This window comes from Streptomyces gottesmaniae (assembly GCF_031845845.1).
GTDB classification, from domain to species: Bacteria; Actinomycetota; Actinomycetes; order Streptomycetales; family Streptomycetaceae; genus Streptomyces; species Streptomyces akebiae.
The window spans coordinates 139,481-156,632 of record NZ_JAVRFJ010000006.1; the positions used below are offsets into that span (position 1 = coordinate 139,481).

Genomic DNA, 17,152 nt, shown 5'->3' on the forward strand with positions numbered 1-17,152 from the left:
AGCCGCCTCAGTGAGCCGTCTCGGTGCCGCTGCGCTGCCGTCTCGGCCGCCCTCCACCGCCCGGGGCCAGAGCGAGGCGGTGCCGGCACACCACCGACTCCGGGCGTCCCCGCACGACTGCGGCGCACGACGGTCCGGCGGCCCGTGGAGTCACGGGCCGCCACCGCCGTGCGCCGCAGTTGCTTCACCTCGTGTCTCGGCGTTCCACGCCGAGGTCGAGGGAGTCCGGCAGCACCGCTCGGGCGTCACCGGGTCGCCGCCGACGCTCACCCCTGCGCGGGAGGCACCGGGAAGAGCATGCAGCTACTGGTGGCGTGGGCGAGCAGCCGGTCCGACGCGTCGACCAACTGCGCCTGGGCGAGGGCCGTTTGACGCCCCTGGCTGAGGACGGTGCCGATGGCGCGCACCGTGCCCGTGTCCACGGTGATCCGCCGCAGGAACTTCACCGTCAGGTCGAGCGAGGTGTACGCCATGCCCTTCGGGAGGGTGGACTGGACGGCGCAGCCGGCCGCCGAGTCGAGCAGGGTGGCGAAGATACCTCCGTGCACGCTGCCGATCGGGTTGTAGTGCTCCTCCCCCGGCGTCAGGGAGAAGACCGCCCGGCCGGACTCCACCTCGTCCAGGGTGAAGTCGATGGAGTAGTTGATGGGCGGGCCCGGCAGTCGTCCGGCCTTCAGCTCGCGCAGGAAGTCGATGCCGGCCATGCGCCCGGCGGCTTCCGCCAGGATCGCGGGATCTTCCCACTGGTACGTACGCGTTCGTCCCACGGCCGGGCACCTTCCCATCTGACTTTTGCAACTGAAGCTAGCTGCGCGTTCACCTGACTGTCAATGACGAAGCCAGGTGTCTACGATGGCGGGATGGAGTGGCTTGAGGCGAGCACGGAGAACTGCCCCGTCCAGCGCACGCTCGACGTGGTCGGAGAGAAGTGGACGTTGCTGATCCTGCGTGACGCCGTCAACGGAGTCCGCCGCTTCGACGACTTCCACCGCCATATCGGCCTGTCCGAGGCCGTCCTCAGTGACCGCCTCCGGAAACTGATCACGGCCGGTGTCCTGAAGACCGTCCCCTATCAGGAGCCGGGCAGCCGCTCGCGCAACGAGTACCGCCTGACCCGCAAGGGCTGGGACCTGTGGCCGGTCCTGATGGCTCTGAGCCAGTGGGGCGAGGCGTACGCGGTCGGGCCCGAAGGCTCCGTGCTGGACGTCCGCCACACCGACTGCGACGCCCCGGTCCGCGTCGTCGTCGAGTGCTCCGCGGAGCACTCGACCCTCACCCCCGGGGACGTCACGGCCCGGCTGGGCCCCGGCGCCCGAGCTCGGACCTGAGCCCCCGACCGGCCCGTCACGCGATGACCGGTCAGCGGCCGAGGTCGCGTACCGGGCGTCATATTACGTACGTCAGACCATGGATTAGGCTGGAGTGCGGGGCACCCGCCCCGGGGAGCGAACGGAGGAAGCTCGTGGTGCGCTACGCCAAGGAGCACAAGCAGGTGACGCGGCAACGCATCATCGAGAAGGCCGGCCAGCGGTTCAAGCAGGACGGCATCGACGGTTCGGGCATCTCCACCCTGATGTCGGACGCGGGGCTCACCAACGGCGCCTTCTACGCCCACTTCACCTCCAAGGACGACCTCGTCGCCCATGTCGTGGCCGGCGAAATGAACACACAGCTCGCGCAGTACGGCACCCGGCGGCCCGGCCGCGAGGGGCTCAAGGACCTCGTGCGTGAGTATCTGTCGCCCGAGCACCGTGACCACCCCGGTACCGGATGTCCTTCCGCCGCCCTGCTCGACGAGATCGGCCGCTGCGGAGACGCGACCAAGCAGGCCTACACCGACGGCGCGCGGAACATCATCGACGAGCTCGCCGTCCGCCTGACACCCGAGGACCCTCAGTCCGCTCGCGGCACGGCCATCGGGCTCTACAGCATGATGGTGGGGACTCTGCAGTTGTCCCGCGCCCTGTCCGACCGGAAGCTCTCCGACGAGGTCCTCGAGCAGGGCATCCGGAACGCCTACGCCGTCCTGGGGTGAGCGGAGGGCACGGCTCATGCCTCAGGGTGCCGACAACCACGCCCCGAACGCTCACCAATTTCAGGCGCCTACGGTGGGCCGCTCTCGTCCGCACCAGAACGAGCGGGGAGCAGCGGGGACCAGCGGGGACCAGCGGGGAACCACGGTGAACGGTGAACGCAGTCACGACCGACGAGGCAGCTCCTTGGCCGTTCGCCCAGGTCAGCACCCGAACCGGCCTCGAATGGCCGCAGCCGGGAGCGGCTCTCCGCCGGCCCTGTCGCGGTCCGCTGCCTCCAGCGATCACCCCGTCCATATGCCGATCCCCGCTCCTCCCAAGTCGCGCCCGAGCTGAGGGCTCGGCGAAATCCCCCTGCTTGCCGTGCTCAGGGTGTCCTACCGTTCCCCGCATGAATCCGATCAGCCCCGAGAACCCCCTGACGTCAGATGACGCCCAGACGTTGCTTGCCATGCTGTCCGCCCGCGTGGAGGTGAAGCGAGGCATGAGTGAGCGAGAGCTTGATGACGTCGAGGAACGCTGGCGGTTCCGTTTCGCGCCGGAGCACCGAACGCTGCTGGGCGCGGGACTCCCCACGGGGAGCCGGAGTTGGCCCGATTGGCGGGACGGCGATCCGGAGGACCTGGCGGAGCGGTTGGCCTGGCCAGTGGAGGGGGTGCTGTTCGACGTGCAGCACAACGGTTTCTGGCATCCGGACTGGGAGCCACGGCCGACGGGCACCCAGGACGCCTTGGACGTGGCTCGCACGTACCTGGCCAAGGTGCCTGTCATGGTGCCGATCTACTCGCATCGGTACCTGCTGGCCGATCCCGACCGCACCGGTACGCCTGTGCTGTCCATGTACCAGACGGACATCATTTACTACGGCACTGATCTGGTCGACTACTTCCACCATGAGTTCGGTCGCCCTGTGCCGACGCCCGAAGACCATCGGTACGCCACGATCCCCTTCTGGTCCTACTTCCTGGACTGAGCGACCCCGGTTCGAGACCGAGAGGTCGCGTGCCACAGTCGTCCGGACGCAGGGGTCAGCCACGGTGAACAGCGGGCAGGAACGGGGGCATCCGTGCCCGCTACCCCGACGGACGAAGCCGCAGGTCACCGGCATGACTTCGCGGAGGGGTCTCGCGAGCGCACCGTCTCTCACGGAGGGAGCCGAGCGGTCACCTGTGCTCGGCGGCTGCGGTCTGCGGTCTGCGGTCTGCGGTGCCGACGGCCCGTCGAACAGAACGGCGGCACCCCGGACTCATTGAATTATGTTCGCAATACAATGAGGGGACCGTAGGGGCGGAGCGACCCATCCGAGGAGAAGGAGCGTGCGGTGCGATACGGGACAGAGCACAAGCGGGCGACCCGGCAGCGGATCGTCGAGGCGGCCGGGCGCCGGTTCAAGCGGGACGGCATCGACGGCTCGGGCATCTCGGCACTCATGAAGGACGCGGGACTGACCAACGGCGCCTTCTACACCCACTTCACGTCGAAGGACGACCTCGTGGCCACCGCGGTCGCCGACCAGCTGCACACACAGAACGCGAACATCGTCGCCCAGGCGGCACCCGGCCGCGCCGGACTGGAGCAGATCGTGCGGTGGTACCTGTCCCCGCGGCACCGTGACAGCTCGGACGACGACTGCCCCTCCGCCGCCCTGCTCGACGAGATCCGACGCTGCCCCACCTCGACCAGGCAGGCCTACACGGACGGTGTGCTGACGGTCGTCGACGGCATCGCCGCCCGTCTGGCACCCGACGATCCGCGGTCGGCACGAACCCGGGCGCTCAGCGCCTACGCCATGATGGCCGGGACGCTGCAACTCTCCCGAGCCCTGGTCGACAGGCAGCTCGCCGATGATCTGCTCGAACAGGGCATCCACAACGCCTTCGCCCTGTTGGGCGTCGAGCACGACCACGTCAGGGCCGCGACCTGACACGTCCACGAACACGCGCCCACGAACACGCGCCCGCACCGGAGACCGCAGGCCTGGGCCGCGCCCACGCCAAGCGCTATCCGGACGATGCCTCGCGGTCTTCGAGGGCGCTGATGGCGGTGGCGGTGAGGCTGTGGGTGATGTGGCCTCGCATCAACTGGGCGGCTTCGGCGGCGCGGCCTTCCACGACGAGGGAGACGAGCTGGTGGTGTTCCTGTAGGTCCCGGGTGCGGGGTTCGTCACCGGGCGGGAGTTCGAGGCCGAGGCGCCGGTAGCGATCGGATTTGTCCCACAGGTCGTCCAGGAGACGGATGAGGACGTCGTTGTGGGAGGCCCGGTACAGCGCCTGGTGAAAGGCACGGTGCGCCGTCAGCGCCTCCTCCCCCCATTGACGGGTGACAGGGAGGAGCTTGTCGACGGCGGCCCGCATCGTGGCGATGTCGTCGTCGGTCCGTCGCTGGGCGGCCAGTTCGACTGCGGTGGGGTCCAGGGACAGACGGACCTCGAAGAGCTGGCGGGCCTCGATCGAGTTCATGACGGAGACCCGGACGTCGCGGTGGGTGTCGACGGTGACGAGTCCCTCGCTGCTGAGGCGGCGGATGGCCTCACGCAGGGGCGTGATGCTCATGTTCAGGGACTCGGCGAGGTCGTACTGGGCGAGCCGTGACCCGGCGGGGAGAGTGCCGGAGAGGATCCGATCGCGGAGTTCCGCGTAGGCGAGGTCGCTCTTGCTGAAGAACAGGTTCTGTCCTGCCATGGCCCCCTGACCGCCCCCTTCCGAGGTTTCCCACCCCTTGACATCCCCCATCGGACTGGCTCAGCCTAACAGCCAGTACATCTTATAAGATATGAGAAAGGAACCGGCGGTGAAGATCACCAACGTCTACGAGGGCGTCGTCCCCATCAGCTCCTCGATCCGCAACGCCTGGATCGACTTCAGCTCCATGGACTGTTCGATCGTGGCGATCGAGAGCGACGTCATCCGGGACGGCAAGCCCGTGGTGGGCTACGGCTTCAACTCCAACGGCCGCTACAGCGCCGGTGAGATCCTGCGCCGCCGGGTCCTGCCACGCCTCATCGAGGCAGAGCCCGGCAGCCTGCTCGACGAGCGGGGCGGCCTGGACCACGCCAAGGCGTGGGACGTGATGATGAACAACGAGAAGCCCGGCGGGCACGGCGAGCGCTCGGTCGCGGTCGGTGTGGTGGACATGGCCCTGTTCGACCTGGCCTCCAAGATCGAGGACAAGCCGCTCTACCAATATCTGTCCGAGCGCTACGGCGACGGGCAGCCCGACGACTCCGTCTTCGTCTACGCGGCCGGCGGCTACTACGCCCCCGGCAAGACCGTCACCGACCTTCAGGACGAGATGCGCGGCTTCCTCGACCTGGGCTACGACGTCGTCAAGATGAAGATCGGCGGTGCCGACCTGGCGGAGGACCTGCGCCGGATCGAGGCGGTCATCGACGTCCTGGACGGCGACGGCTCCCGGCTGGCCGTCGACGTCAACGGCCGCTTCGACCTCCACACGGCGCTGGAGTACGGGCGGGCCATCGAGCCCTACGGACTGTTCTGGTACGAGGAGATCGGCGACCCGCTCGACTACCACCTCAACGCCACCGTGGCCGAGCACTACACCGGCTCCATCGCCACGGGCGAGAACCTCTTCTCCCTCCAGGACGCCCGCAACCTGATCCGCTACGGCGGCCTGCGCCCCGACCGCGACACCATCCAGGTCGACCCCGCGCTCTCCTACGGTCTGGTGGAGTACCTGCGCATCCAGGACATGCTCCGTCAGCACGGCTGGTCGTCGAGGCGCTGCATCCCGCACGGCGGGCACCAGTTCTCCCTGCACATCGCCGCCGCCCTCAAACTCGGCGGCAACGAGTCGTACCCGGGCGAGTTCCAGCCCACCGGCGGCTTCGCCGACGACGCCGTCGTCGAGAAGAGCCGCGTCGGCCTGACCGACACCCCCGGCATCGGCTTCGAGAGCAAGGCCGCCTTCTACAAGGTGCTGCGCGCCCTGCACGACTGACGGCCACCCCACCGCAGACGCGCCCGCCACCGGGCGGACGCCACCGGTCGGGCTGCCGGTCGGACACCGCCGTATGCGCCCTCCGGTGGCGGGAGGCGCGTTCGAGCCTCCGTCCACGAATGTGCGCTCACCAAGGGCCCCCCGTGCTCAGGGCCGACGTGGAGCCCGGGAAGGGGCGTACCTCGCGGAGCCTGGCCTCTCCGACTCGTCGCGGACGGTCGTCAACGAGCCGCCCCCGACCGCCGGGCCTGCGGGGAGGCCGGGATCCGCCGGGATCCGCCAGGCATTCCGACGCTGTTGGCGGATGTGCGCCGCTGGTAGGACGACTCCCCCAGGCAGAGACCGCCGATCCCTGGATAGATCTTCCTCTCCCGCCCCCTGCCTGGCCGCCCCTACGGTCGAGTCCGCAGACGCTCACCGGCCCGCCGCGTTGAGCCGGTCACTGCCACGATCACTGTCGCGACGGGCCACACCTCAGGCCCTGTGAGCCACCTCGACCTGGCCGGATCGTGAGTACCGGCTGCCCGCTCCCTCAGTCGAGGCAGCGGCTGTCGAGGCCCCATGGTCGGGGCCCTGTCACAAAGGATGACCAAGCCATGATGAAGACATCGAGGAGTACCCGGTCGCGGTCAACGCCGACCTAAAGGAGATCGACTTCGATTTCATCGACGCGCCCGACCTGATCCTCAACGACCTCGGGGTGAAGGGCCTCGGCGAAGTCACGATGATCGGCGTGGCAGCCGCTGTCGCGAACGCGGTCTTCCCCGCCACCGGACAGCGACAGAACGGCTGCCCATCCGGATCGAGCACGTGATGCAGGCCGACCGGGATCACTGGAAGCCAACCAGGGCACGGGCCTGTCCCTGACCCTGGGTACGGGACCGATGCACCGGCCGGGTCACCAGGCGGCCGACGAGCGTCGTGCCCTCAACGGCCGGTACTGACGCGGTGGCCGGGCACGTCCTCTGGGACGCGACGGCCCTTCGTACTCAGTCACCGCCAGCCCCATGGAGGCGTGACCGGCGAGGCCGGGCCCCGCCGCGTCCGAGGTCCGAGTGGTCGGGCACCGCTGGTCGGCGCCGTCCGCGCGGTGCGACGGAAGTCAGCCGGCCACAGCGCCTGGAGCTTGTGGGAGAGGGTCCGTACGGATGTCGCGGTGCAACGACGGATCGCCGTTTTTGCCGCACGGACTGCTTCCACGGATCAGCCAGGGACCGCCGATCCATGGATGAACCTTCCTCTCCCGCCCCTGCGCGGGCGCCCCTACGGTCGAGGTCGCGGGCGCTCACCGGCCCGCCGTACCGAAGGAGCAAGACCCCATGAAGATGACCGGCAACACGATCCTGATCACCGGCGGAACCTCGGGCATCGGCCTCGGTCTGGCCCTGCGTCTGCACGAGGCCGGCAACAAGGTGGTCGTCGCCGGCCGGCGCAAGGAACTCCTCGACGAGATCGCGGGCGAGCACCCGGGCATCGACACGGTCGTCCTCGATGTCGCGGACCCCGACTCGATCGCCCGGGCCCGTGAGACCGTGGCGGCGAGCCACCCGGGCCTGAACGTCCTGGTCAACAACGCCGGCATCATGCTGCGGGAGAACCTCCTCGACCCGGCCGAACTCCAGGTCGCCGAGGATCACGTCGTGACCAATCTGCTCGGCACGATCCGGATGACGTACGCCTTCCTGCCGCTGCTGGTGGGCAAGGACGACGCGGTCGTCATGAACGTCACCTCGGCGCTGGCGTTCGTCCCGTATCAGAGCACCCCGACCTACAGCGCGACCAAGGCCGCCCTGCACTCCTTCTCCGAGAGCCTGCGCATCCAGCTCGCCGGTGCCGACGTCGGCGTCCAGGTGATCGAGGTGGTCCCGCCGGGCGTGCGCACGACCCTGCTGGGCCAGCAGGACAGCGACCACGCCATGCCGTTGGAGGACTTCCTCACCGAGACCTTCGACCTGCTGCGCGCGACGCCCGACGCGAAGGAGCTGGTCGTCGAGCGCGCCAGGTTCATCCGCGACGCGGTGGCCACCGGCTCCTACGACGACGTCCTCGCCATGGTCAGCGGCAGCTGACCGACCTGTGGGTGACCGCCGCGGAACAACGGCACGCGGGCAGGTCCTGTCGGCGCACGGGCGGCGACCCGGCTCCGTCCTGAGCGCCGACGGGCACGCGAGCGCCCCCGGACGACACGGCACACCTCGACGTCCCGGCCAAGCCGGCCGACGAGGCCCGGGCCGCTCCCGGAGCGCCGGGCGTCGTCGACGGGGGACCGTCGCGGCAGGCCGTCTCGCATGCCGACGGCGTGCGGCGCGCCGCCGACGGCCCGCGATTTTCCCAGCGGGTCATGCGGACAAAAAGGGACCGTCGGGCCGTCCCATCCGCGAGCGCCCCCGGCGTCGGACGCACTCGTGGGCGGCTTCGCGCGGTGGGAGAGGAGTGCTCAGCCATGGATCGGCGGTCTCTGGATAGCCGACCGGGATACGGCGAGGATGGGGGCATGGACAAGAAGGAGCTGGCGGAATTCCTGCGCCACCGGCGTGAGACGCTGCGGCCCCGCGAGGTCGGGCTGGCCGAGGGGCCGCGCAGGCGTACCCGAGGACTGCGCCGCGAGGAGGTCGCGCAGCTCGCCGGCATGTCCACCGACTACTACGCCCGGCTGGAACAGCAGCGGGCCCCGCAGCCCTCCATCCAGATCACCACGGCTCTCGCCCGGGCACTGCGGCTGACCCTGGACGAGCGCGACCATCTCTTCGCCCTCATCGGCCACAACGCGCCGGCCCGCTTCCGCCGCTCGGAACATGTCAGTCCGACGCTGCTGCGGGTCCTGGACCGACTGGACGACTGCCCGGCCCTGGTGCAGACCGACCTGGTCGACACTCTCGCGATGAACCCCTTGGCCGTGGCGCTGCTCGGCGACCAGACCCGCCACACCGGTCTGGCCCGAAGCGGCTACTACCGCTGGTTCATGGACCCGGCCGAACGTCTGATGGTTCCCGAGGAGACCCACGAACGCCACGGCCGTGCCCAGGCGGCGCGCCTGCGGGCGGCGCTGACAGCCGGCAGCGACACTGCCCGAGCCGCCCGGATTCTCGCCGAACTCCAGGAACACAGCCCTGAGTTCGTCCGCATGTGGGAGTTTCAGGAGGTCGCGCAGAGCTACGAGGACTGCAAGACCATCCTCCATCCCCAACTCGGCCGCATCGACGTCGACGCCCAGATCCTGTTCACCGAGAACCGCGCCCAGACCCTGGTGGTGCTGACCACTCGCCCCGGCACGGAGAGCCACAGCAAACTCGACCTGCTCTCCGTCATCGGGCACCAGCAGCTCACGCCCTGACGTCCTGGGCCGGAGAACGGGTCGGGGGTCGGCCCGCCGATTTGACCGGATGCCGCCTCCGTTTTACTCTCGAATGCATACGGAGGCAGCATCCGTTTTGGTGCGGCCGCAGGACCAGGGCAAGGCAGGAGGGTGCATGAGCGCCGGTGAGCAGCGGGGACGCAAGCCCCGCGCGGACGTCCAGCGCAACCGCGCCGCCCTCCTGGAGACCGCGCAACGTCACTTCCTGCAGCACGGGGTCGGCACCTCACTGGAGGCGGTGGCCAAGGAGGCCGGCGTCGGACCCGGCACCCTGTACCGGCACTTCCCCACCCGGGAGGCGCTGCTGGCGGCCGTGCTGCAGACGCGCTCCGAGGAACTGGTGGCCCGTCAGGCGGACATCGAGCGGCTCGACGATCCCGCCGAGGCGCTGGAGCAGTGGCTGCGGGCGATGGAGGACTACTTCAGCGCCTTCAGCGGCCTGCCGGACCCGCTCATGGCCGCGGCCAGGGCGCAGGAGCCGGAGAACCCGCTCACGATTCCCTGCGACATCCTCATCTCCGCCACCGATCAGTACGTGCGAGCCGCGCAGCTCGCGGGGCGCGTGCGCGCGTCGGTGCGGGGCGACGACCTGTTCCTCGCGGCCTGCTCCATCGCCTGGATCAAGGGCACCGGCACGGAGGAAGAATCCCTCGACCGGCTCCGCACGCTCATCGCGAGCGGCTACCGCGAGCAGGACACCCGGGCCTAGACGTCGGGCGCCCGACCCCGCCCCGACACCGCCAGGTGGCAGCACCACCCAGCCCTCACATCGCGCTGCCCTCAGGGGCAGTGCACCCTCCCGAAGGACACATCATGAAAATTACTGTCATAGGCGCCGGTGCCATCGGCGGGAACCTCGCCGCCAAGCTCAGCACGGCCGGTCATGACGTCCAGGTGGCCGACGCCCGCGGCCCCGAGGCCGTCCGGTCAGAGGTGCTGGAGTCCGGAGCCCGCGCGACGGAACTCGCCGACGCCGTCCAGGGCCGCGACGTCATCGTCCTGGCCGTCCCCTTCGGAGTGGCGGGGAAGCTGGCCGACCTGTTCGCATCGGTCCCCGCCGAGACGGTGGTCATCGACACCTCGAACTACTATCCGCACCTCAACGGGCAGATCGAGGCCGTGGACAACGGCGCGGTCGAGAGCTTGTGGAACGCCGAGCAGCTGGGGCGCCCCGTGGTCAAGGCGTGGAACGCCGCCCTGGCCGAAACCCAGCGCACCCGGGGTGTTCCGGCCGGAACGCCCGGCCGCCTCGCCATCCCCGTCGCCGGGGACTCCGAGGAAGCGCGGCGTGTGGCCATGCGGCTCGTGGACGACACCGGCTTCGACCCCTACGACGCCGGCACCCTGGCCGACTCCTGGCGCCAGCAGCCGAACAGCCCCGCCTACTGCACCGAGCTGACCCTCGACGAGCTGCCGGCGGCTCTGGCCGCGGCCGACCGCGTCAAGGACGCCCGCATCCGCGACAGCGTGCCGGAACGCCTCGCCACGCTCCCGGCCACGGCCACCCTTGAGGACGTCGTCGAGATGAACCGCGCCGCCCACCGCTGAGTCACCAGGCGCGACTCTCGCGCACGCGACGGCACGAGGGCGGCTGCGCCGGCACACCGCGAACGAACAAGACGCACACGACGAGCGCACAGTCCCCCGCGCTACGGAAAGGAACCGCCTTGCCCGGCACCGCATCATCCTTCACCGACCTCGCACGCTCCAGGCGCTCCCCCCGACGGTTCTTGGCCACCGCCCTGTCCCCTTCGGACATCCGCGGCGTGCTGGAAGACGCACAGACGGCCCCCTCGAACAGCAACACCCAGCCGTGGACGGTGCACGTCGTCTCAGGTGCGGCGCGGGACGCCCTGAGCAAGGAGCTGCTCCAGGCCGAGGAAGAGGGACGGACCTCCCCTGATTTCACCGATGGTTACGGCGAGGGCCTCTACCTCCAGCGGTCGCAGGCCCTGGGCGCGAGTGTCTACCGGGCCCTGGGTGTCGAGCGCTCGGACCGGGACGGCAGGAGGGCGGTGGTCCGCAGGAACCTGGAGTTCTACGGCGCTCCCCATGCGGCCTTCCTGTTCATGCCGGCGCTCGGCGACGGGGTGCGGACGGCCGGCGACATCGGCATGTACGCGCAGAACTTCCTGCTCTCGCTGGCGGCCCGGGGGCTGGCCGGCATCCCGCAGACCATACTCGGCGTCTACGCCGGCACCGTCCGCGAGTTCCTGGGGGTCCCCGCGGAGCTCAAGCTGCTGTTCGGCATCTCCTTCGGCATGGCCGACCCCGCGGCACCGGTGAACACGCTCCGCACGGAGCGGGTTCCGCTGCATTCGAGCGTGGTCGTGCACGACACCCCGGGAGTCCTCGGCAGGCCGTAGTTCCTCCGCCGCTGGAACGAACCGGCCTCCCCGTACACGCACCCGGTTCGTGCGTTGCTCGCAGGCCGCCGAGCACCGCAGGATCCAGCCGCTGTTCATCGCGGCGACCCCGGTTCCGGACGTCGAGCCATCCGCCACAGCGCGGCGGACAGCCACAGCAGGATCACGCCGACCAGGACGTGCAGGGCGCTGGTGAGCAGGGAGTCGGGGAGCGCGGTCAGGAAAGCGAACAGTGGCAGGACGACGGCGTAGCCCCACGACGGGAGCCTCGGGAACACCCGGGCACGGATCAGCGCGGCTCCGAACAGGGCGCAGCCCAGGGCGAAGACGGCCGCGGAGCCGATGAGCACGGGGACCGTGGGGCCGGTCAGGGTGGCGTCGACGACGTTGTCGTCGAAGTAGAACAGCACCAGGTTCGCGGCGAAGGCGGCGCCGCCGAACAGGCCGAGGCCGACGAGGTTGACGGTGCGGGCGACGTCTCCGAAGCGTCCGGAGGCCGGGCGCTGCACGAGTTGCAGGCCGGTGAGCAGCGGCAGGGCGAAGGCGGGTGCGAGCGCGAACGCGACGCTGGTCGCGGAGGTCTCGCCGGTGAACGCCTCGACCAGCGCGGGCAGGGTGATCAGCAGGCCGGCCAGTGTCCCGCACAGCGCGTCGGCGCGGACCGCCGCTGCCGCTGCCGCTGTCGATGCCGATGCCGATGCCGATGAGGTGATGGGTGAGGACATGATGCCGCTCCGGTTGCTCGGACAGTGGGTCAGGGCCGTCACCGTAGGGAGCGGGCGGGCGGTGGCGGGAGGTGTGGAACGGGGGGCATCGAAGGCCATAGGTCACCATCGTCCGGGCGGTGTACGGCCGTTCGGCATGTGCCGTCCGGCCCGACCCTGCCGGAGTTCCCGCGCGAGTGTCCCCTCGACGCCGTGTTCGGCCTAGCCTGGGCGGCAGCGGGCGAGGGGGTGTGCATGGCGGCGTATGTGCCTGTGCGGTGGGTGCCGCCCCTGTTGTACGGCGCGGTGTTGCTCGGCGGCCTGTACCACGCGGCGGCCGATCTGGACGGCGGTCCTGGGCCGACGGTCTGGCGTACGGTCGGCTTCGTCGCCGCGGTGGGAGCGCTGTTCGCCTTGGAGGCGTGCGGCCGGCGCCGACCCGCCGCACGGGTGCCGATCCTGTTGGCGCGTTGCTCCCTGATCGGCGTGGTGGTGCTCCTCGACGCCTCGGGACTGTCGCACGTGCTGTTCGTCCTGCTGCCGTTCACCGCCTACTTCGCGTTCGGCCGTACGACCGCGCTCGCGCTCGGCGCGCTCTGCCTGGCCGGGCCGCTCACCGCGTACCAGCTGACCGCGCCCGGCTGGTATCGCGACCCGGAGCGCGTGTCCGACCTGCTGATGCTCTCCGTCGGCCTGATGCTGGCGCTCTCGATGGCCGCCGTGGCCGTCGGCGAGCAGCGCGCGCGGTTCGCCTCGGAGGAGTACGCGGCACAGGTCGCCGAGCTGTCCGCCGCGACCGAACGCAACCGGCTGGCCCGGGACATCCATGACAGCCTCGGGCACCATCTCACGGCGATGTCCGTGCAGTTGGAGATGGCGTCGGAGTTCCGGGCCCTGGACCCCGACGCGGCCCAGCAGGCGCTGAACGAGGCGCGGAGGTCGGTACGGCTCGCGCTGGTCGACGTACGCCAGTCCGTCCGTACGCTACGGGGCGAGACGCCGCATCCCACGCTGTCGACCGCGCTCGCCGGCCTGGCGCACGGCGGTGAGGCACGGCCGCGGGTCACGGTCGAGGTGAGCGGCGACCAGGACGGCTACGGTGCGCCCGAACTGACCGCCCTGTACCGGGCCGCGCAGGAGGGCGTCACCAACGCGCGTCGGCATGCGCGGGCCACGCGGGTGTCGGTGGTGCTCCACCTGGCCGAGGACGTCGCCCGTCTCCTGGTGACCGACGACGGTCGGGGCTTCGCACCGGACGCGGCCACCGCGGGAGTCGGGCTGCTCGGGATGAGGGAGCGGGTGCACCTCGTGGCGGGACGTGTCGACATCGACAGCGGCCCCGGCACCGGTACCCGGCTGACGGTGACCGTTCCCCGCGGGAAGACACGGGAGACATGACATGGACGACGACCCGGAGCCCAGGCCTGCGGTACGCGTGCTCGTGGTGGACGACCAGACCCTCATCCGGGACGGCATCGCCTCCCTGCTCGCCATCCGGCCGGGCATCGCGGTCGTCGGCACGGCCGTGAACGGCCGGGATGCCGTGGCGAAGACACTGGAACTGGGCCCGGACGTGGTCCTCATGGACGTCCGGATGCCGGAGCTGGACGGCGTCGAAGCGGTGGCCGTCCTGCGCAGCCGGGCCCCGGGGTGCAGGGTGGTGATGCTGACGACGTTCGACGACGAGGAGTACGTCGTCCAGGCGCTTCGGGCCGGCGCCCACGGCTACCTGCTCAAGGACCTGCCGGCCGAGGAACTCGCACACGCGGTCCGCCTGGCGCACGCGGGCGTCACACAGCTCGACTCCTCCGTCGCCCACCACCTCACCGCGTCCCTGCCCCGCCCCGGCCCGCCCCAGGCCCCCGCTGTCGCCCTGAGCCCACGCGAGACGGACATCCTGCGACTCGTGGCGCAGGGCCACACCAACCGGGAGATCGCCGCGCGCCTGTACCTCAGCGAGGGCACGGTCAAGAACCACGTGTCCCGCATCCTGACCCGCCTCGCCCTGCGGGACCGCACCCAGGCGGCGCTACGCGCCCGAGACCTCGGCCTGCTGTGAATCCGCGGGCCGAGGCCGACGGCAACGCGGAGGACTGTCACCGGGCGGTGTACCCGCCGTCCACGGGGAGGGCGATGCCGGTGACGTAGCCGGCGCCGGGGCTGCACAGCCACAGGACGGCCTGGGCGATCTCCTCGGCGGTACCGAGCCGGTCGATGGCCTGGCCCGACTCCATGTGCGTGCGGTCGAGCTCCCCCTTGGCGATCATGGTGTCGACCATGGGAGTGGCGATGGTGCCGGGGCAGACGGCGTTGACGCGGACGCCGCGGGCGCCGTACTCGAGGGCGGCGCTCTTCGTCAGGCCGATCACGCCGTGCTTGGTGGCGTGGTAGGCGGCGCGGCCGGGGTTGCGACGAGGCCACCGAGGGAGGAGCAGGTGACGACGGCGCCGCCGGTGGGATTGGAGTCGGTGGAGTTCAAGTCCGTGGGGTTCAGGTTCAAGCATGTGGGGGTCATACCGCTCTTCGCGTGTCGAGAGGTGGAGCGGGCCGGGACGCCGAGGTGCGTCAGCGCCGGACCGAGGGGATCAGGGGGCGGCTTCGAGGGTGATGCGGGCGGCCCGGCCGAGCTGGTCGGCGCCGACGTCGAGGTGACCGAGGATCAGCAGGTCGGCGGAGGCCGCGGGCCCGTCCCGGTAGAAGAGGGCAAGGTTGCCCCAGGGGGCGTAGTAGGCGATGTCTCCGGTCCTGGCCGCGGCTGGTTCGGGGGCGCCCGAGGTGTCCAGTGCGCGCGGCAGGTCGGCGACCCGCTCCGTGCCGTGGAAGTCCTCCAGGTCAAGGGTGAGCGGGAGCAGCTCGGCGAAGTCGCGGGCGGCGGGGCTGTCGTTCAGGGTGGCCTCGACGGAGCGGCCGTCGAGGGTGACGCGGATGTCCATGGCGGTGCTCCTGCTGGAGGCGGACGACGGGGAGGCCGGTGCGGCGGACGGGGCGTCGGATGCTGCCGTCTCCCGTCCCGCAGGGGCCGAGACGGAGGACGAACGGGACGGCGCGGCGTCCGGTGAGTCGCTGGAGCAGGCGGCCACGGCCAGCAGCAGGGTGGCTGCCGGAGCGATGCGGACCAGATTGCGATGGACTGCGGAGTGCATGGAGAAGGTCCCCGGGGTCGTCATGCGGGCGTGGACGTGGGCATGGACAGGTCAGTCGTTGGCCGGGGTGGCGGTGTATTCCTCGTCGGTGACGGGGGTCAGCCAGTGGACGACGGCGTGGTCGTCGTCGCCCTCGTTGATGGCCAGGTGGACCATGAGCCGGTTCGGGGCGGCGCCGTGCCAGTGCTCCTCGTCCGCTTCGAACAGGACGCGGTCGCCGGGCCGGATGACCTCGACGGGGCCGCCGCGGCGCTGGCACAGGCCGACGCCTTCGGTGACGAAGACGGTCTGGCCCAGCGGGTGGCGGTGCCAGTGGGTGCGGGCGCCGGGCATGAAGTGCACCAGGGCGGCGGTGACCCGGGAGGGGGCCGGGGCGGCGGCGACGGCGTCGATGTGGACGTCGCCGGTGAACCAGTCGGGCGGGCCCTTGACAGTGTCGATCGAGCTGCGGGTGATCTGCATGGCCGCTCCTTTTCGGGTGGAGGGGGATCAGGGCTCGAGGAGGGTCTTGACGGCGCGGCGCTCGTCCATGGCCTGGTAGCCCTCGGCGACCTGGGCGAGGGGCAGGGTGAGGTCGAAGACCTTGCCCGGGTCGATCCGGCCCGTGAGGACGCGGTCGACGAGGTCGGGCAGGTAGCGGCGTACGGGAGCGGGGCCGCCGCGCAGGCCGACGTGCGAGAAGAACAGCTCCTGGCCGTCGACGGCGACGTCGTGGGGGACACCGACGAAGCCGACGTTGCCGCCCGGGCGGGCGGAGTGCAGGGCCTGGCTCATGGCCTGGGCGGTGCCGACGCACTCCAGGACGCTGTCGGCGCCGATCCCGCCGGTCATCTCCTTGATCCGGGCCACGCCCTCCTCACCGCGCTCGGTGACGATGTCGGTGGCGCCGAACTCACGCGCGAGCTTCTGGCGGGGTGCGTGGCGGGACATGGCGATGATCCGCTCCGCGCCCATCTCCTTGGCCGCGATCACGCCGCACAGGCCGACCGCGCCGTCGCCGACGACCACGGCGGTCGAGCCGGGCGCGACCTCCGCGGCGTCGGCGGCCCACCAGCCGGTGCCCATGACGTCGGAGACAGCGAGCAGACCGGGCCAGAGATCCTCGCCGGGCGCCTCGTCGGTGGCGACCAGGGTGCCCTGGGCGTTGGGGATGCGCACGTACTCGGCCTGGCAGGTGGACATGAACTCGCGGTTCAGGCAGTTCGACTGGAAGCCGTTCCCGCAGTTCGCGCAGGTGTTGTCGGAGGTGGCGAACGAGCCGACGACGAACTGGCCCGGCCGGAGAGAGGTGACCTCGGAGCCGACCTCCTCCACGAAGCCGACGTACTCGTGCCCCATCGGGTGCGGCTCGCCGATCGGCTCCGCACCGCGGTAGGGCCACAGGTCGGAGCCGCAGACACAGGTGACGGCCGTCCGGATGATCGCGTCGGTGGGACGGAGGATCTTCGGGTCGTCCAGGGTCTGGAAGCGGACGTCACCAGGGGCGTGGATCACTGCGCCGCGCATGGGGTCTTCCTTACGTACGAGGGTTCAGGCCGCCTGGTGACGGCCCGCGTGCCGGCCTTCCCGGAAGCGGGAACCCGTGGGACCGCGG

General features: G+C 70.6%; 18 protein-coding genes and 1 pseudogene. 12 read left to right on the forward strand and 7 right to left on the reverse strand.

All coding sequences use genetic code 11. The annotated features are described in order from the left end of the window. Nucleotides 1–266: 266 nt before the first annotated feature. A complete protein-coding gene (locus RM704_RS09370; protein ID WP_033528488.1) occupies nucleotides 267–767 on the reverse strand; it encodes a PaaI family thioesterase in 501 nt (166 codons plus the stop codon). 93 nt (nucleotides 768–860) lie between these two features. Between RM704_RS09370 and RM704_RS09375 the strand changes: the two genes are divergently transcribed. The 4 genes from RM704_RS09375 (at nucleotide 861) to RM704_RS09390 (ending at nucleotide 3,957) form a co-directional block, all read left to right on the forward strand. Next, a complete protein-coding gene (locus tag RM704_RS09375; RefSeq protein WP_033528487.1) occupies nucleotides 861–1,328 on the forward strand; it encodes a winged helix-turn-helix transcriptional regulator in 468 nt (155 codons plus the stop codon). A 134-nt stretch (nucleotides 1,329–1,462) separates the two neighbouring features. After that, on the forward strand, nucleotides 1,463–2,035 hold the full coding sequence (locus RM704_RS09380) for a TetR/AcrR family transcriptional regulator (protein ID WP_033528486.1): 573 nt from the start codon (nucleotides 1,463–1,465) through the stop codon (nucleotides 2,033–2,035). 389 nt (nucleotides 2,036–2,424) lie between these two features. Next, entirely contained in the window at nucleotides 2,425–3,006 is a 582-nt protein-coding gene (locus RM704_RS09385; RefSeq protein ID WP_033528485.1) for a hypothetical protein, read from the forward strand. Between the two features lie 348 nt (nucleotides 3,007–3,354). Beyond that, the gene (locus tag RM704_RS09390; protein WP_033528484.1) at nucleotides 3,355–3,957 is read left to right on the forward strand and encodes a TetR/AcrR family transcriptional regulator; all 603 of its coding nucleotides are present in this window, start codon (nucleotides 3,355–3,357) and stop codon (nucleotides 3,955–3,957) included. A gap of 76 nt (nucleotides 3,958–4,033) precedes the next feature. On the opposite strand, the gene RM704_RS09395 is transcribed toward RM704_RS09390, so the two are convergent. Then, nucleotides 4,034–4,714, reverse strand: a complete 681-nt coding sequence (locus tag RM704_RS09395) for a GntR family transcriptional regulator (protein ID WP_033528483.1) — start codon at nucleotides 4,712–4,714, stop codon at nucleotides 4,034–4,036. 91 nt (nucleotides 4,715–4,805) lie between these two features. Here RM704_RS09395 and RM704_RS09400 point away from each other — a divergent pair, with 91 nt between their 5' ends. From RM704_RS09400 to RM704_RS09425, 6 genes are all read left to right on the forward strand, one after another. Then, the gene (locus RM704_RS09400) at nucleotides 4,806–5,990 is read left to right on the forward strand and encodes a mandelate racemase/muconate lactonizing enzyme family protein (RefSeq protein ID WP_192829701.1); all 1,185 of its coding nucleotides are present in this window, start codon (nucleotides 4,806–4,808) and stop codon (nucleotides 5,988–5,990) included. A 1,319-nt stretch (nucleotides 5,991–7,309) separates the two neighbouring features. Beyond that, a complete protein-coding gene (locus tag RM704_RS09405; RefSeq protein WP_033528481.1) occupies nucleotides 7,310–8,059 on the forward strand; it encodes an SDR family oxidoreductase in 750 nt (249 codons plus the stop codon). 425 nt (nucleotides 8,060–8,484) lie between these two features. Continuing rightward, a complete protein-coding gene (locus tag RM704_RS09410; protein WP_033528480.1) occupies nucleotides 8,485–9,324 on the forward strand; it encodes a helix-turn-helix transcriptional regulator in 840 nt (279 codons plus the stop codon). 136 nt (nucleotides 9,325–9,460) lie between these two features. Next, entirely contained in the window at nucleotides 9,461–10,054 is a 594-nt protein-coding gene (locus RM704_RS09415; protein ID WP_033528479.1) for a TetR/AcrR family transcriptional regulator, read from the forward strand. A gap of 104 nt (nucleotides 10,055–10,158) precedes the next feature. Further along, complete coding sequence (locus RM704_RS09420; protein WP_033528478.1) at nucleotides 10,159–10,893, forward strand: NADPH-dependent F420 reductase; 735 nt, start codon at nucleotides 10,159–10,161, stop codon at nucleotides 10,891–10,893. Nucleotides 10,894–11,012: 119 nt separating this feature from the next. Beyond that, nucleotides 11,013–11,711 carry a nitroreductase gene (locus RM704_RS09425; RefSeq protein ID WP_033528477.1) on the forward strand — a complete coding sequence of 233 codons (699 nt, stop codon included), beginning with the start codon at nucleotides 11,013–11,015 and terminating at the stop codon, nucleotides 11,709–11,711. A 95-nt stretch (nucleotides 11,712–11,806) separates the two neighbouring features. On the opposite strand, the gene RM704_RS09430 is transcribed toward RM704_RS09425, so the two are convergent. Further along, nucleotides 11,807–12,436 carry a hypothetical protein gene (locus RM704_RS09430; RefSeq protein WP_052146145.1) on the reverse strand — a complete coding sequence of 210 codons (630 nt, stop codon included), beginning with the start codon at nucleotides 12,434–12,436 and terminating at the stop codon, nucleotides 11,807–11,809. A gap of 234 nt (nucleotides 12,437–12,670) precedes the next feature. Here RM704_RS09430 and RM704_RS09435 point away from each other — a divergent pair, with 234 nt between their 5' ends. Then, nucleotides 12,671–13,813: a sensor histidine kinase gene (locus tag RM704_RS09435; RefSeq protein WP_033528476.1), complete on the forward strand. Its 1,143-nt coding sequence runs from the start codon at nucleotides 12,671–12,673 to the stop codon at nucleotides 13,811–13,813. 1 nt (nucleotide 13,814) lies between these two features. Further along, nucleotides 13,815–14,474: a response regulator gene (locus tag RM704_RS09440; RefSeq protein WP_033528475.1), complete on the forward strand. Its 660-nt coding sequence runs from the start codon at nucleotides 13,815–13,817 to the stop codon at nucleotides 14,472–14,474. Between the two features lie 37 nt (nucleotides 14,475–14,511). Here RM704_RS09440 and RM704_RS09445 read toward each other — a convergent pair. From RM704_RS09445 to RM704_RS09460, 4 genes and pseudogenes are all read right to left on the reverse strand, one after another. After that, nucleotides 14,512–14,864, reverse strand: a pseudogene (locus RM704_RS09445) (SDR family NAD(P)-dependent oxidoreductase); the annotation flags it as partial. Nucleotides 14,865–15,000: 136 nt separating this feature from the next. Next, on the reverse strand, nucleotides 15,001–15,558 hold the full coding sequence (locus RM704_RS09450; RefSeq protein WP_052146179.1) for a cyclophilin-like fold protein: 558 nt from the start codon (nucleotides 15,556–15,558) through the stop codon (nucleotides 15,001–15,003). A gap of 51 nt (nucleotides 15,559–15,609) precedes the next feature. Then, on the reverse strand, nucleotides 15,610–16,020 hold the full coding sequence (locus RM704_RS09455) for a (R)-mandelonitrile lyase (RefSeq protein ID WP_033528474.1): 411 nt from the start codon (nucleotides 16,018–16,020) through the stop codon (nucleotides 15,610–15,612). Between the two features lie 27 nt (nucleotides 16,021–16,047). After that, entirely contained in the window at nucleotides 16,048–17,064 is a 1,017-nt protein-coding gene (locus tag RM704_RS09460) for a zinc-dependent alcohol dehydrogenase family protein (RefSeq protein ID WP_033528473.1), read from the reverse strand. Nucleotides 17,065–17,152 lie beyond the last annotated feature (88 nt).

What these genes read in the sequence shown, in the direction of transcription:
- RM704_RS09375 (WP_033528487.1), top strand. Translation starts at nt 861, where the DNA reads ATGGAGTGGCTTGAGGCGAGCACGGAGAACTGCCCCGTCCAGCGCACG.
- RM704_RS09385 (WP_033528485.1), top strand. Translation starts at nt 2,425, where the DNA reads ATGAATCCGATCAGCCCCGAGAACCCCCTGACGTCAGATGACGCCCAG.
- RM704_RS09395 (WP_033528483.1), bottom strand. Translation starts at nt 4,714, where the DNA reads ATGGCAGGACAGAACCTGTTCTTCAGCAAGAGCGACCTCGCCTACGCG.
- RM704_RS09400 (WP_192829701.1), top strand. Translation starts at nt 4,806, where the DNA reads ATGAGAAAGGAACCGGCGGTGAAGATCACCAACGTCTACGAGGGCGTC.
- RM704_RS09405 (WP_033528481.1), top strand. Translation starts at nt 7,310, where the DNA reads ATGAAGATGACCGGCAACACGATCCTGATCACCGGCGGAACCTCGGGC.
- RM704_RS09410 (WP_033528480.1), top strand. Translation starts at nt 8,485, where the DNA reads ATGGACAAGAAGGAGCTGGCGGAATTCCTGCGCCACCGGCGTGAGACG.
- RM704_RS09415 (WP_033528479.1), top strand. Translation starts at nt 9,461, where the DNA reads ATGAGCGCCGGTGAGCAGCGGGGACGCAAGCCCCGCGCGGACGTCCAG.
- RM704_RS09420 (WP_033528478.1), top strand. Translation starts at nt 10,159, where the DNA reads ATGAAAATTACTGTCATAGGCGCCGGTGCCATCGGCGGGAACCTCGCC.
- RM704_RS09430 (WP_052146145.1), bottom strand. Translation starts at nt 12,436, where the DNA reads ATGTCCTCACCCATCACCTCATCGGCATCGGCATCGGCATCGACAGCG.
- RM704_RS09435 (WP_033528476.1), top strand. Translation starts at nt 12,671, where the DNA reads ATGGCGGCGTATGTGCCTGTGCGGTGGGTGCCGCCCCTGTTGTACGGC.
- RM704_RS09440 (WP_033528475.1), top strand. Translation starts at nt 13,815, where the DNA reads ATGGACGACGACCCGGAGCCCAGGCCTGCGGTACGCGTGCTCGTGGTG.
- RM704_RS09450 (WP_052146179.1), bottom strand. Translation starts at nt 15,558, where the DNA reads ATGCACTCCGCAGTCCATCGCAATCTGGTCCGCATCGCTCCGGCAGCC.
- RM704_RS09455 (WP_033528474.1), bottom strand. Translation starts at nt 16,020, where the DNA reads ATGCAGATCACCCGCAGCTCGATCGACACTGTCAAGGGCCCGCCCGAC.
- RM704_RS09460 (WP_033528473.1), bottom strand. Translation starts at nt 17,064, where the DNA reads ATGCGCGGCGCAGTGATCCACGCCCCTGGTGACGTCCGCTTCCAGACC.